Origin of the sequence: Variovorax rhizosphaerae, from assembly GCF_037889975.1 — a bacterium.
GTDB lineage: Bacteria > Pseudomonadota > Gammaproteobacteria > Burkholderiales > Burkholderiaceae_C > Variovorax > Variovorax rhizosphaerae.
In genome coordinates this window covers 69,206-81,696 of the sequence record NZ_JBBKZT010000015.1, presented here as the reverse complement: position 1 = coordinate 81,696, position 12,491 = coordinate 69,206, and the positions used below count along the sequence as shown (strand labels likewise).

Annotated in this window: 12 protein-coding genes; 4 read left to right on the top strand and 8 right to left on the bottom strand. The window is 64.9% G+C overall.

Annotated elements, in window-relative coordinates; genetic code table 11:
- The first annotated feature begins 83 nt into the window (after positions 1-83).
- Complete coding sequence (locus tag WKW82_RS27705) at positions 84-857, top strand: hypothetical protein (RefSeq protein ID WP_340345799.1); 774 nt, start codon at positions 84-86, stop codon at positions 855-857.
- Between the two features lie 344 nt (positions 858-1,201).
- On the opposite strand, the gene WKW82_RS27700 is transcribed toward WKW82_RS27705, so the two are convergent.
- The 6 genes from WKW82_RS27700 to WKW82_RS27675 form a co-directional block, all read right to left on the bottom strand.
- Positions 1,202-3,919 carry a YfjI family protein gene (locus WKW82_RS27700; protein ID WP_340345798.1) on the bottom strand — a complete coding sequence of 906 codons (2,718 nt, stop codon included), beginning with the start codon at positions 3,917-3,919 and terminating at the stop codon, positions 1,202-1,204.
- Positions 3,916-4,365, bottom strand: coding sequence for a hypothetical protein (locus tag WKW82_RS27695; RefSeq protein ID WP_340345797.1), 450 nt, complete (start codon positions 4,363-4,365; stop codon positions 3,916-3,918). The genes WKW82_RS27700 and WKW82_RS27695 overlap by 4 nt, the downstream gene beginning before the upstream one ends.
- A complete protein-coding gene (locus WKW82_RS27690) occupies positions 4,362-4,595 on the bottom strand; it encodes a hypothetical protein (RefSeq protein WP_340345796.1) in 234 nt (77 codons plus the stop codon). The genes WKW82_RS27695 and WKW82_RS27690 overlap by 4 nt, the downstream gene beginning before the upstream one ends.
- A gap of 145 nt (positions 4,596-4,740) precedes the next feature.
- Complete coding sequence (locus tag WKW82_RS27685; RefSeq protein ID WP_340345795.1) at positions 4,741-5,016, bottom strand: helix-turn-helix transcriptional regulator; 276 nt, start codon at positions 5,014-5,016, stop codon at positions 4,741-4,743.
- A gap of 91 nt (positions 5,017-5,107) precedes the next feature.
- A complete protein-coding gene (locus WKW82_RS27680) occupies positions 5,108-5,755 on the bottom strand; it encodes a hypothetical protein (RefSeq protein ID WP_340345794.1) in 648 nt (215 codons plus the stop codon).
- On the bottom strand, positions 5,756-7,045 hold the full coding sequence (locus tag WKW82_RS27675; RefSeq protein WP_340345793.1) for a tyrosine-type recombinase/integrase: 1,290 nt from the start codon (positions 7,043-7,045) through the stop codon (positions 5,756-5,758). It lies immediately after the preceding gene.
- Between the two features lie 508 nt (positions 7,046-7,553).
- On the opposite strand from WKW82_RS27675, the gene WKW82_RS27670 reads away from it, so the two are divergent.
- The gene (locus tag WKW82_RS27670; RefSeq protein ID WP_340345792.1) at positions 7,554-8,675 is read left to right on the top strand and encodes a porin; all 1,122 of its coding nucleotides are present in this window, start codon (positions 7,554-7,556) and stop codon (positions 8,673-8,675) included.
- A gap of 178 nt (positions 8,676-8,853) precedes the next feature.
- On the opposite strand, the gene WKW82_RS27665 is transcribed toward WKW82_RS27670, so the two are convergent.
- Both WKW82_RS27665 and WKW82_RS27660 read right to left on the bottom strand, forming a co-directional pair.
- Positions 8,854-9,234 carry an FHA domain-containing protein gene (locus WKW82_RS27665; RefSeq protein WP_340345791.1) on the bottom strand — a complete coding sequence of 127 codons (381 nt, stop codon included), beginning with the start codon at positions 9,232-9,234 and terminating at the stop codon, positions 8,854-8,856.
- Positions 9,235-9,415: 181 nt separating this feature from the next.
- Positions 9,416-10,222, bottom strand: a complete 807-nt coding sequence (locus WKW82_RS27660; protein WP_340345790.1) for a PPK2 family polyphosphate kinase — start codon at positions 10,220-10,222, stop codon at positions 9,416-9,418.
- Positions 10,223-10,410: 188 nt separating this feature from the next.
- Between WKW82_RS27660 and WKW82_RS27655 the strand changes: the two genes are divergently transcribed.
- Together WKW82_RS27655 and WKW82_RS27650 are read left to right on the top strand one after the other, a co-directional pair.
- Entirely contained in the window at positions 10,411-11,484 is a 1,074-nt protein-coding gene (locus WKW82_RS27655) for an NAD/NADP-dependent octopine/nopaline dehydrogenase family protein (RefSeq protein WP_340345789.1), read from the top strand.
- Complete coding sequence (locus WKW82_RS27650; protein WP_340345788.1) at positions 11,471-12,487, top strand: 3-hydroxybutyryl-CoA dehydrogenase; 1,017 nt, start codon at positions 11,471-11,473, stop codon at positions 12,485-12,487. Before WKW82_RS27655 ends, WKW82_RS27650 begins: the two co-directional genes overlap by 14 nt.
- The last annotated feature ends 4 nt before the right edge of the window (positions 12,488-12,491 follow it).

Sequence of the window (12,491 nt, the reverse complement as noted above, 5' to 3'; positions counted from 1 at the left end):
AGTGATCCCCGGCGTCGGTCGCCCATGCTTGTTGCGGTTGCCTGATGAAGTGCGCGAATATGTTGAGCCCTTCAGGAGTTCGCATGCCCAGCCCCGATTTCAGTGATCCAGATGTCCGCGAGCAGTACGAGGCCGCTCGACGCACAGCCCAGGCCGAAGCCTTTGTGAACCGCGTGCGATGCGGCGCCACGACCAGGCTGGGCATTCAATGCGGGCATGCCGTCGCACCGGGGCGGGCCTTTTGCTGGTGCCATGGCGGACGCCGCCTGGCCGATTTCATCGATCCGAAAGATCGGCTCGGGCGAGCCAAGCAGCAGCCCCTCGCGCAGCGGGCCGAGCGGCAGCACGCCGCGCGAATGAAGGCGCTTTGGCGGTCCGACGCATTCATCGCGGGCTTCACCGTCCTGCTCGATGCCGAAGGTGTCCGCCGACGTGACGAATGGCTCAGGGCCAACGGCATAGAGCCGACGCACATGGCGCCCGCCATCTTGGACAAGGCATCGTGGAAGAGTTACCAGCTCGCGCGCTCGGGCATCGACATGTTGGCAGATGTGCGCGCCCAGGTCGTCGCGGACCGGCTGCGGCAGGAGGACGAGGCGCTGATCGAACCTGCGGGCCACCATGCCGACATGACTAGGGCGTCGGAGCAGGCAGCGTGGCGCAAGACGCTGCGGCCCGCACCGGCAGGATCGAAGTGGCGTTCTCCGTTGGATCGCAAGCCGGTGCGCGTGCTGTCGATGGAGGACAGGCAGCATGCGCGCGATGTGGCGTTGCTGGCGAGCGAGCCGCAGACGCGGGCCGAGGCTCTCCAGCGCGAACTGGCACGAAATCGCCTGCACGCGAAGGGGGCGGTCTGATTTTTTGTCCATCGGGAAGATGGCGAAGACATGCCGGTGGGGCTGCGTGCGAATCCGTGCACGTGGGGATTGGTCACGCCGGACGCAAACAGGTCACACACGTGGACACGCCACCCTTGCGACCACGGCAGCCCGCATGCATCCTAGAGATATGAGTAAACACACAGAGTTGGACACAGCTTCTCTCTGTATCCCTTCTCTCTCGTGTGCATGTGTATGGGAGTGGCTGTGACCAGTGTCCAACCCCCGGTTTCGCTCAAAAAAGCTAGGTTTCATGCGGGTTGCGGTGGACTACAAAGCAGTTGTGTCCGTGTGACCAATCGGCGGACCCTCTGGCCAGGCGGTCAGCCTGCCCTCAGGACTTTGATGGCCGGCACGGTCCCGCCATCCTGGAGCAAAGGCGCATCGAATGCATGGGCGTCACCGACTGCATCAAGATGCTCCAGCGCCTTGGCAAAGGGCTCCTTTGCAAGGCGGGAGTGTTTCAGGGCGATCCTTCGGGGGACCACACCACGCCGAACGCACGCGAACTCGTTCAGGCGGTCGCACTTCAGTTCACCGGCCAGCACGCGACGGCAGACCCGCAGCACGTGCGCCGCATCCGCAAGCACGCCGGCCTCGTGCATGTGCTCATCGGCGAACAACACGGCGTCGTGGATGCTGCGCAGCACGAAGGCTTCGGCCCAGGCCACCTGATCAGGTCGCAGCGTCGGGCGGTGAGGCGCATCCCAGACGGCCAACGTGCCGGCCACGCGCAACAAATTCTCGTAGCCCCGCGCCGTCAGCATGCCCTCCAGCGACGACACCGCAGGCTGGCGTTGCCGACTTGAAAACCGATCCATGACCCGTTGCAGCAGGGCCTCGGTGCCGTCGCCGTATGCGATGTCTACTTCCCGGTGTGCCGCGAGGGGAGGCGCTTCAAAGGGCGAACTCGGCTCCGTCGCGGGGAACGCTCCCATGGCTCGAATCTGCCGCGCTACCTCCACCACGGACGCGGGCAAGTTGAATGCGCCGCCCACGCGGCGCTGCTCCACGCGCTCGGTATCGATGTAGAACAGATGGCGTCCAAGCGCCCCACTCTCGATATCCATGACGCCGGCCACGTGGGCGAACTTTTGCGGCGTACTGAACATCAGGGCACTGACGGCTGGATGTGCCACCGCGCGCCCCGCGGCACTCTCCTTCTTCCCCGACGCCGCCCGGCCCCGGGTGTGATAGGTGCTTGGCCCTCGGCTGTGCAGCTGCATCATGACGCTCGACAGATCAGTAAGGTAGGTGGGCGCGTGGCGGGCGTTCATGGCGGCCAGCAGGTGGCCGGCTTCGTCAATCGTCAGCAACATGGAGCCGTGGTCCTGAAGCATGTCTTCGAGGGCCGCGCCGCTTGCGGGCTTGCCTGCTACTTGCGCGCCGGCTGCACGGGCGACCGCCTCGGATACTTTCATTGCGTGCTCCTTGCCCTCGCCTGTTTCCAGCAGCACGGTGGCGAACAAGTTCAAACGCGAGTGACCGTCAGCAGCCAGGTGAAGGCGGCCATCGCATGCGGCAGCCATTCCCATCAGGGCGGCCACTACGGCCAACCCCTTACGCGGCTTTGGAGCTGTGGCGAGCATGGCCGCAACAATCTCGCTCATGGGCCCCGGGAAAGGCTCAGGTCGCGATGGAGTAGAACTTGCCGACGCGGCTTCGGTTTGGTCCCCCCGCTCGGGCAGCAAATCGTCGAAGACCTTCCCCGGGTCGGGCTTCGGCGCGGCGCAGTGGTAGGTGGTGCAGGTACCGGAATCGTAGACACGCAGCGGATCGCGGTCGATGAACGCCGCAAACGAATCCGAGGCGCGGAATGGGCTTTGAATCCGCGTGTGGCCCCGGCCCGATTCGTGCCATTCCCGCACGCTCATCGTCTCGCCGTCCTCCAGCTCGATGACTGTGTCGAGCGTCAGCGTGGTGTGGTCCTGCTGGCTCACGCGCCCAGCACCGTCACGGTGCAGCCTCACGGGCGAGGCCGCGTTGCGAATCGCGATCTCCTCGTCGGTCAGGTCCACGAAGGCCGACAGGTCGAGGGCTGGGCCGTCAAACACCGCGACTTCGGGCGGTGCAATGCTCAGGCCATTGCTGGCGCGCGGCTTGCCATCGAAGGTCAAGCGCCCAGGGCTGAGCACGCTCGCGTCAAGGATCGTGGTCGCGCTTTCGCCCATCTTCTCGCCGGTCTTGCGCGAGAAGCGCGGCTTGGGCCACGCAATGCCCTCAAGAGCCGCTTTGGCGCTCAACTGGCTGCGCACGCGCTCCAGGTCGCCGCCGTTGGTGCGCACGAAGGTGTGCCCGTTCCCGCTGCTGTAGGGTGTGCCATCAGGCAAGCGAACTCGGGCGGAGGAGGAGGGCAACACCACGCGCTCGCAGGAGGCGACCCCCGGCAGGAGTTTTTCATCCACCAGGCGCAGCCAATCGTCGTAAGGCAAGGAGTCGGCATCGAATTGTCCGGGCGTGTGCTCATCTACATCGCGGTCGAGGAGCGCCCACTGACACGGCGCGAAGTTTTCCTTCATCCGTGCGATGCATGCCGATCCGTCGATCTGATGGATGCCCGCGATGTCCGCCCGGTCAGGCTTGCGCAGCAGCTCGTGCAACGTCTTCATTGTGCGAATCTGGAACTCGTCGCGTGGCTTCGTGCCTTTTACGGCCCCGAGGATCAGCCCAGCATTAGGCGTGTCCATCACCCAGAGCAACACTTCCGCGAAAGTCTTGGCATCCGGGACGTGCACAGTGCTGGCGACGGCGTTCGTGATGTGCCCAATGCTTTCCTTTTTCACCTTGCCGTCGCTGTCGCGCGTGTACACCTTGCCGCACTGGTCATCGGAGATGAATACCGTGATGCATTCCGACAGGGGAGGCGTGCCCTGCGTCGCTTCTGCGGCACGGCGGCGCAGCTCGTCACTCACCCGCCCAGTTACCCGTGCAAGCTCCAGGTCACGGTACAGCGCGGCGTCATCGATGCCGGCGGCGCGAAGCTGCTCCCCCAGCACCTGCGCTTCGATATCGCCTTCGGGTTCAGGGGGATTGCGAGTCATGCCTGCCTACTTGCCAGCTTTGCCCGTTGCTTGCGGCTCAAGCGCCTTTTCAGCACCTCAATCAGCGGCTTGAGATCGTCGGGCGACGCAGGGCCGGGCTTCTCTACATCCGCGCCGCATCCGGGCAGGTAAAACGGGTCGATGCCTGTGAACTCGTCAATCTCGGACGGCGTGAACGCAACCCTTGGAATTACATCATCCCCATCGGGAATGGCTTCGCCCTTGCAGTTCATCAGCGCGAACAAAGGCGTGCCCCCGTCCCAGGCGACTACACATACGCCGCTCGGTCCGAGTAGCCGGAGTACCGAAGACGGTGAATGGAAGGAGGTTTCTGGGTTCCAGAATCTCACCGTGAAGTTGGCGATGTCCAGCATTCGCTTCATGTCGGTCGAGTCGCGATCTGGAAGCCACATTTGCAGGCGCGGGTCGTCAATAGGAGTGCTCATGACGTGCCTCCCTTCGCCTTGGCCGTGGCCTGGCGCTCGGCCCGCTCGGCAGCACGGCGCTGCGCGCGGTTGCGGCGCACAGATGCACGGAACAGCTCGGCGTCCGTATGCATCATGATGTCCGGCTCGCACACGCAGTTGGCGGGGTCGCCGTGTGCGCCGGGGCAGTCGTTGTCGTGCATGACGGCAAGAAAGGTGATGCCGCCGGGGTTGGTGAGATTGATCTTCATTGGATTACTCCTAAAAGAAGACCAGCGAGCCGGGAGGTTGCGCCGACGCGCGGCACCCGCCAAAATTGCAGCACCGTTGCAAGGTGCGCATTGGCTGGCTGCCGACGTGCAGAACGCCCCGATCGGTTCGCCGGTCGGGGTTACTTCATGCGGGCGTCGCCCGCTGTGTCGTCAAGCTCTTCGGAGCAGGGCCGCGCTTCTTGCTCAACCCTGCACGGCGCTCCGCGTCCTCTTTGGCAAGACCTTCAAGATACGCGCGCACGTCACCTGCACGCCAGCCCACCGCCCGCGCGCCCAGCCTCACAGGGCGGGGGAACTTTCCAAGCGTAATGAGTTGACGCAACCGCGTTTCCGACAGCGGAATCGCCTGACGCAACTCGGGCATGCGCATCACCTGATCGGGATCGGCAAAGAGAGGCATGAAGGGCTCCAGTAGTTTCTGTGAGCCATAGCGTCGTCCCTAACCGCTTGCTTCGGGAGATTGCAAAGTTGTGCTTTTTTGGCGGCGGATTTCAATCCCCCTCGCGGGCAGCAAGTCGCCCTTGATGGCGAAGCGCGCGAATTTCGCTTGCAATGGTCGCGTGCGTGGGAACAAGGTCTGCTGGAATATTCAGTGCATGCACGCCGTGCCTGATAGCTGCGACAACAGCATTGAGAAACGGGCCGGTGAAGACTGTGCGCGCGCCTCCGGCGCCCCTCGTGGGCCGGCTTGAGAAACCAGGGTGTCCTCCGAGCCCCTGCCATTGGTGCGCGAGAGCGAGCACGAGGCGCCGCAGCGCAGGTTCCTGATGGCCAATCGGCTGAGGCAAATCGGCACGCGCCATCATCGCGATGATGTCGCTATGAAGATACAGCATGTCGCGCAGAAAGAGCATCGCCTCCAGCGCCGCGTCCGCGCCCACGTGTTGGAAAGTTGGGTTGCCGTCGCGCTTGGTTGCGCCCGCCAATACGACCCTGAGCGAGAGCGAATCGCTCCAATCGCGGGCCGCTTGATTTGCCTTTTCCAGCCGGCGTGCAAACATTGTGAGGGCTCTGAAATCAGCGGGCGTCGGAGTGTTTGTGTCCAGCAGGTATGTGAACACCGCGCGGCGGACCTCGTGCAAGCGAGCAAATTTCTCTGGCGTCGGCGGCTCGCGCGCGGAATTGACCACGCTGTCCACTCAGGCCGCCGCCATGTTTGCCTTGCTCGCCTGAATCGGCGTGACGTCGGCCATCGCCTTGCCGAGGTAGTCTGCCCAGTCCTGCATCAGCTTGCGGCGCTTCACGAAGTGCGAGCCGCGCGCGTAGGCCGCCTCTGCCGCATCGGGAATGCGGTGCGCCAAAGCGTGTTCCACGGTCTGCCGCGCGTGCGACGTGGTCTCGCCTGCCCAATCGCGGAAAGTTGAGCGAAAGCCGTGCACGGTCACGGGCACCTTGGCACGCCGCAGCACTGCGGTGAGGGACATGTCGGACAGAGGGCGCCCCGGCTTCAACAGGGAAGGAAACACCAGCGCATCGCCCGGGTGCGGTGCGCCCGGCTTGTCGTTGTTGGGGATGGCCCGCAGGAGCGCTATCGCCTCATTCGAGAGGGCCACACGGTGCTCCACTTTCGCCTTCATGCGCTCCGCGGGCACCGTCCAGGCCGCGTTGTCCAAGTCGAGTTCACCCCAGGTCATGCCACGCACTTCGCCCGAACGGGCCGCTGTGAGGATGGTGAATTCCAGCGCCTGTGCGCTCGTGCCCGGCAACGCACGCAGCTGCTTCATGAACGCCGACGCCTTGCCGAAGGGCAGGGCGGCGTGGTGCTCGACCTTGCGTACCTTCTTGGGCGCGGGCAGCACCTTGTCCAGGCGACCCTTCCACCGGGCCGGGTTGCTGCGCTCGTGCGCGCCCTCGATCACGGCGGCGTAATCCAGCACGGCCTCGATGCGACCGCGCACGCGACTGGCGGTTTCAGGCTTCGCTGTCCAAATCGGCGAGAGGATGGTCAGCACGTCATCGAAGGTGACCGCCGCGGCTGCCTTCGTGCCGATCACCGGACTTGCGTAGGTGTCCAGGGTGGACTGCCACTGCGCGCGGTGCTTGGGGTTGCGCCAGCCTTCACGCTTCGATTCCATCAGCAGGCTGGCGGCCTGGTCGAACGTGCGCGCCTTGGGCGCCTGGCCCGCGGCCTGCATCGCTTCGCGCTCGCCCGCGCGCTGGTCTATGGGGTCCACGCCCTGCGAGATGAGCTTGCGCGCGTCACCGGCGGCTTGGCGCGCATCGCTCAGGCTTACACCAGGGTACTGGCCCAGGCCCATCCAGCGCGCCTTGCCCGTTGCCGGGGACGTGAAACGCATCGTCCAGTTGCGCGATGTGACCGTACCCGAAGGATTCGCACGCACTTCCAGCATGAGCCCGGCTCCATCGCCGTAGCGCCCCACCTTGGCGGTCTTGACCTTCACATCCGTGAGCTTGCTCGCTGTACCCATGGCTCCTCATTCCTTTCGTTCTGGCCTACAAGCTGGCCTACAAATGAAATTGTAGATGGCATGAGCGCTTACGAGCGCAAGTAAGGAGAAGAGTTTGACTTCACCAGCGGGAAAACCGGCGAAAATCAGCCGGATGACTTGCGCCAGTTGTGCCTAGCTGCGGCTCGAAATGGCGGACTCCGGTTCCGCCAGAAAGCAAGCAAAGACGCTCCTCACGGGGCGAGCCGCCAAGAAACGCCCCGCACGGGGCGTTTTTGTTTTGAGGCTCCGTTCATCCGGTGGATCACGCGGCACGGATCGTCCCCTGCAAGGTGTTGCGTCGATGCCGCTTTGCCACCCTCGCCGTGTTGACGCTCCATGTCGCTTGGTCCAAAGTAAGCGGCCGGGCGCCAAGCCCGCTGATTCTTCGAATGCGCGAGCAAGCGGAGCTTGCCAAGCGACACGCCCCCCGCGCCAACAAGCGGGGCACGGCCGATTCACCAAGGTGCACGCACCGGAGGGGGATGACATGAGAAAGCTGGGGGTTCTCGTTCTCTTCAACCTTGTGCTGGCGCACCAAGCCGTAGCGCAATCGAGCCAGGTTCAGGGGCCGGTCTCGGGCAGCAGCCTGACGCTGTTCGGGATTGCCGACATTGCCTTGGCCTATGGCTCGGGCAGCATTGCGCACACCACCCAACTCACGAGCAGCGGCAACATGCAGTCGCGCCTGGGCTTCAGGGGCCTCCAGGACCTGGGTGGAGGGCTCGGGGCGGGCTTCTGGCTCGAGACCGGGCTCCAGGTCGACAACGGCGGCGGCACCGCCGGGAACATCAACAACCAGCCGAGCGGCGCGACAAATCCCGACTTCATGAGCTTCAGCCGGCGCGCCACCGTCAGCCTGATGGACTTCTGGGGCGAGATCCGGATGGGCCGGGACTTCACTGCGACCTTCCGCAACCGGGACCAGACCGATCCGTTCGGCACCAGCGGGGTGGGCGCGTCGTTGCCCTTTTCCATGTCGATCGTCGGCGTGACGTCGACGCGTGCTTCCAACATGGTGGGCTACTTCCTGCCGGAAGGGCTCGGCGGCGTGTTCGGTGAAGTGCAGGTGTTCATGGGCGAAAACGTCTCGTACAAGCCCGGTTTCCAGCCCAATGCCCAGCCCAATCCGCAGGATGGCAATGGCTACGCGGCACGGGTCGGCTGGAGCGGCGGGCCGTTCGGCATTGCGGTGTCGAGCGGCAAGACCAAGTACGCGCAGACAGCCACCACCGGTGATGTCGAGGCCTACAGTGTGGGCGCCTTCTACGACTTTGGCGTCGTGAGACTGACCGCGGGCTACTTCGTCGACGAGAAGAGGCAATTCACCACCGTGAAGAGCAAGAGCTACATCGCCGGCGCCGTGATCCCGGTGGGGCCGCACCAGTTCAAGATCTCCTATTCATCGAGCGGTACCGATGAATTCACGGACCCGCGGGCCAAGAAGCTGGCGGTGGGCTATGTCTACAACCTCTCGAAGCGGACGGCGGCCTACACCACCTTTGCTTACCTGCGCAACAGCGGCGACTCGGCCGTTGCGTTGAACAATTCGATCACCGAACCCGGTCGCAGCTCACGTGGCTTCGACCTGGGCTTGCGGCACAGCTTCTAGGTTTGCACGCGCGCAAAGGAGGCTCTGAACAAGTCCCCGCGAGGGCGCGCGCCTCGGCTCGGGATGGGATGCAAGGCGCAAACCGCAGCCATGGCCGAAGCCATGGCGAGGATTTGCAACGCCGCAGACCGCCCGAGCCGAGGATGCGCGCTCCGCGAGGGACTTGTTCAGAGCCTCCCTAACGCGGCCCGGGCTTGCGCAGTTTGTCGAGATCCGTCAGCACGCCCGGAATCGTCATGAGACGCAGCGCTTCGGCGGGCGTGACCTGCTCTTCACCGGCAAGGAAGCGCATCTGGCAGTCGCCGATGACGATGGTGTCGCCGTTCGACAGGGCGCGCGACACGATGCGGTGGCCGTTGACGAAGGTGCCGTTGCTGCTCTTGAGGTCGCGTATCCAGACAGCACCGCTTTCGACGGTCACCAACGCGTGAAAGCGGCTGACGCGTCCCGAATCGATGACGATGTCGTTGCCGGTGGCCCGTCCGATCTGGGTGTCTGCCGCCGCCAGCGGCACCAGCTTGGTCTTGCCCGGATGGGTCATCACGATGAGCTTTGGCATCCGAAAGTATTCCTTGGGTCAAGCGCCGGGCTGCGCGGGTGGAGTGGGCGGGTTGTAGGCGTCTGTCCTGTGGGTCGCGATTGCCGGAATATGACGCGCGACCGTCTGTTTGTACAGACGCTTCAGGCGTGCCGTTGTTCCTGGCACAACGTGTTCGACAACGACGCCCAAGCGCCCCAGGCTATTCGACGATCAGTCCCTTGAGCGCCGGGTCGTCCGGCCGCTCCTTCAGCTTCATGTCCTCGAGTGTCTTGATCAACAGGCGCGCGATCATCAGATTGCGGTGAGTCTTGCTGTCGGATGGGATCACGTACCAGGGCGCGTGCCGTGTGGAGGTCGCCCCCAGCAGCCTGTCGTAGGCGCGCTGGTAGTCGTCCCACTTCTTGCGGGCGTCGAGGTCGCTGATGTCGAACTTCCAGTGCTTGCCGGGCGTGTCGATGCGGTCCTGCAGGCGTTCACGCTGGGTTTCCTTGCTGATGTGCAGCATGCACTTGATGACCACGCTGCCGGTCTCGGTCAGCAGGCGCTCGAAGTCGTTGATCTGGGCGTAGCGGCGTTCGAGCTCCTTCTTGTCGAGCCAGCCTTCGACGACCGGGACCAGCACATCTTCGTAGTGGCTGCGGTTCCACACCATGATCTCGCCGGCGCGCGGCACCACGGCATGGCAGCGCCAGAGGAAATCGCGCGCCTTTTCCTCGAGCGAGGGCGCCTTGAAGGCGGCCACGCGCACGCCGAGCGGGGAGGTGCGCGAGAACACCCAGCGGATCGTGCCGTCCTTGCCGCTGGTGTCCATGCCCTGGAGCACCAGCAGGACCTTGCGACTGCCTTCGGCATGCAGCAGGTTCTGCAGTTTGTCGAGGTCGAGCGCCAAGGCGTCGAGGCGCTCGGCCTGCTCGCTGCGCGAGCCTTCGGCAAAGGGCGTGGCGCCCGGCTTGATGTCTGCGAGGTGGAACGACTTGTCGACGCGGTACTTCTTGAAGCTGGCCATGCGCGATTTCCCTTTTGCGTTGCAAAGCGCGAGGGTACGCGACGTGGGGCGTCATTGCTTGTACCCGCTTGCTTTCGGCTCCGGGCCAAAACCGATTGACATATAAATATGTGAAAAGTAATGTACCTGGATGCCGCGCGAAAAGCGCTGGCAATCCATCCATCACGAACCCTGCGGAGTGAAGCTTCATGAAAATTGCAATCCTGGGCGGAGGCCACGGCTGCTATGCCGCCGCCGCCGATCTGTCCGAGGCCGGCCATGAGATCCGTCTCTGGCGGCGCGACGCGGCAGCGCTGGGCGCCGTCATCTCGGCAGGTTCGATCCGCCTGAAGGACGCGGAGGGTGCGCGCGACGTGCCGATCGCCAAGGCCACGGCCGACATCGGCGAGGCGATGCGCGGCGCCGAACTGATCCTGATCCCGTCGCCCGCGATTGCGCAGGCCGACATTGCGCGCGCCATGGCGCCGTATCTGGTCGACGGTCAGGTGGTGTTCCTGCCGCCGGGCACCTTCGGCAGCTACGTGATGGCGCACATCGCCCGCGAGGCCGGCAGCCAGGCCGACGTCGCCTGGGCCGAAACCGGCACGCTGCCCTACCTGGCACGCAAGCACGGCGAGCGCGAAGTCAACGTGACGATTCGCGCGATCCACCTGCCGACCGGCGTGTACCCGGCGCGCAAGGAGAAGGAAGCGATCGCGGTGATCCGGCAGGCCTACCCGAGCGTGCATGGTTGCGGCGATGCGCTGTCGGGTGCGCTGATGAATGCCGGTCCGATCATCCACCCGCCGCTGATGGTGATGAACGCGGCGCCGCTGCAGCACTTCGAGCGCTGGGACATCCACAACGAAGGCACCCAGAAGGCAGTGCGGGCCGTGACGGACCAACTCGACAACGAACGCATCGCGGTGCGCGAGGCCTTCGGCCATGCCGGGCCGCACTATCCGCTGGCTGACCACTACAACAACGACAAGTGGATGTACGGCGACGCGCACAAGAAGCTGGTGAAGTCAGGCGACTGGCGCGAGAACATCGACCTGTATGGCCATCGCTACATCACCGAGGACACGGAACTGGGCCTGGCTTTCCTGGCCTCGGCCGCGCGCCATGCGGGCGTGGACGCGCCGATCGCGCACGGGTTGCTGGCCATCGTGGGCGGTTTCCTCGGGCGGGACCTGCGCAAGGGACCGCGCACCTTCGACGCGCTCGGGCTCAACGACCTGAGCCGCGATGCGCTGAAGGAGCGGCTGCATGACGGCGCCTGATGCCGTGACGATGGCCGGGCCTCGCGTGGCCGCGGTCGGCGCCGGGCGCATGGGGCGCGGCATTGCGATCGCCTTTGCGTACGCGGGCCATCGCGTGTCGCTGGTCGACCTGCGCGAGCGCAGCGACGAGGCCTGGCAGAAGCTGCATGCCGAAGTGCGCGCGGAGATCGAATCCAGCCTGCGCGGCCTGGCGTCGCTGGGCGTGATGGCGAGCGAACGTGTGCCGGAGATCGTGGCCCGCATCGACGTGGTGCGGGCGGACGATGCGCCGCGTGCGCTGGCTGCGGCCGAACTGGTGTTCGAAGGTGTGCCGGAGACGCTGCAAGCCAAGCGCGAGGCCTTCCAGCACATCAACTCGCATTGCAGCCCCGATGCCATCCTGACATCCACCACGAGCAGCATCCTGGTCACGCAGATCGCCGAGTTCGTAAAGCGGCCGGAGCGCTTCCTCAACATCCACTGGCTCAATCCGGCCTATGTGATTCCTGTGGTGGAGCTGAGCTGCCACGCGGGCACCGACCCCGCCGTGCTGGCGCGCGCCAAGGCGCTGATGGAGGAGATCGGCAAGCTGCCCGTGGTGTGCGGGCCGACGCCGGGCTACATCGTGCCGCGGCTGCAGGCGCTCATCATGAACGAGGCGGCGCGGATGATCGAGGAGGGTGCGGCCACGGCCGAGGAAATCGACAAGGCCACGCGCTACGGGCTGGGCCTGCGCTTCGCGGCGCTGGGCGTGGTGGAGTTCATCGACTTCGGCGGAAGCGACATCCTGCACCATGCGAGTCGCGAGATGTCGGCGTCGATCGATGCGAACCGCTACAAGGCGCCTGCGATTCTCGACAAGATGATGAGCGAGGGGCGGCTGGGGCTGAAGAGCGGCAGCGGTTTCTACGACTACGCCGGCCGCGACGTGGGCGCCTATCGCAGCGACGTGCTGCTTCGCACGCTGGGCATGTTGAAGCATGCCGGGCTGTGGCGACCGCCGGCGACGGCGACGCAGGGATAAGGAC

What these genes read in the sequence shown, in the direction of transcription:
- WKW82_RS27705 (WP_340345799.1), top strand. Translation starts at nt 84, where the DNA reads ATGCCCAGCCCCGATTTCAGTGATCCAGATGTCCGCGAGCAGTACGAG.
- WKW82_RS27700 (WP_340345798.1), bottom strand. Translation starts at nt 3,919, where the DNA reads ATGACTCGCAATCCCCCTGAACCCGAAGGCGATATCGAAGCGCAGGTG.
- WKW82_RS27695 (WP_340345797.1), bottom strand. Translation starts at nt 4,365, where the DNA reads ATGAGCACTCCTATTGACGACCCGCGCCTGCAAATGTGGCTTCCAGAT.
- WKW82_RS27690 (WP_340345796.1), bottom strand. Translation starts at nt 4,595, where the DNA reads ATGAAGATCAATCTCACCAACCCCGGCGGCATCACCTTTCTTGCCGTC.
- WKW82_RS27685 (WP_340345795.1), bottom strand. Translation starts at nt 5,016, where the DNA reads ATGCCTCTCTTTGCCGATCCCGATCAGGTGATGCGCATGCCCGAGTTG.
- WKW82_RS27675 (WP_340345793.1), bottom strand. Translation starts at nt 7,045, where the DNA reads ATGGGTACAGCGAGCAAGCTCACGGATGTGAAGGTCAAGACCGCCAAG.
- WKW82_RS27670 (WP_340345792.1), top strand. Translation starts at nt 7,554, where the DNA reads ATGAGAAAGCTGGGGGTTCTCGTTCTCTTCAACCTTGTGCTGGCGCAC.
- WKW82_RS27665 (WP_340345791.1), bottom strand. Translation starts at nt 9,234, where the DNA reads ATGCCAAAGCTCATCGTGATGACCCATCCGGGCAAGACCAAGCTGGTG.
- WKW82_RS27660 (WP_340345790.1), bottom strand. Translation starts at nt 10,222, where the DNA reads ATGGCCAGCTTCAAGAAGTACCGCGTCGACAAGTCGTTCCACCTCGCA.
- WKW82_RS27655 (WP_340345789.1), top strand. Translation starts at nt 10,411, where the DNA reads ATGAAAATTGCAATCCTGGGCGGAGGCCACGGCTGCTATGCCGCCGCC.
- WKW82_RS27650 (WP_340345788.1), top strand. Translation starts at nt 11,471, where the DNA reads ATGACGGCGCCTGATGCCGTGACGATGGCCGGGCCTCGCGTGGCCGCG.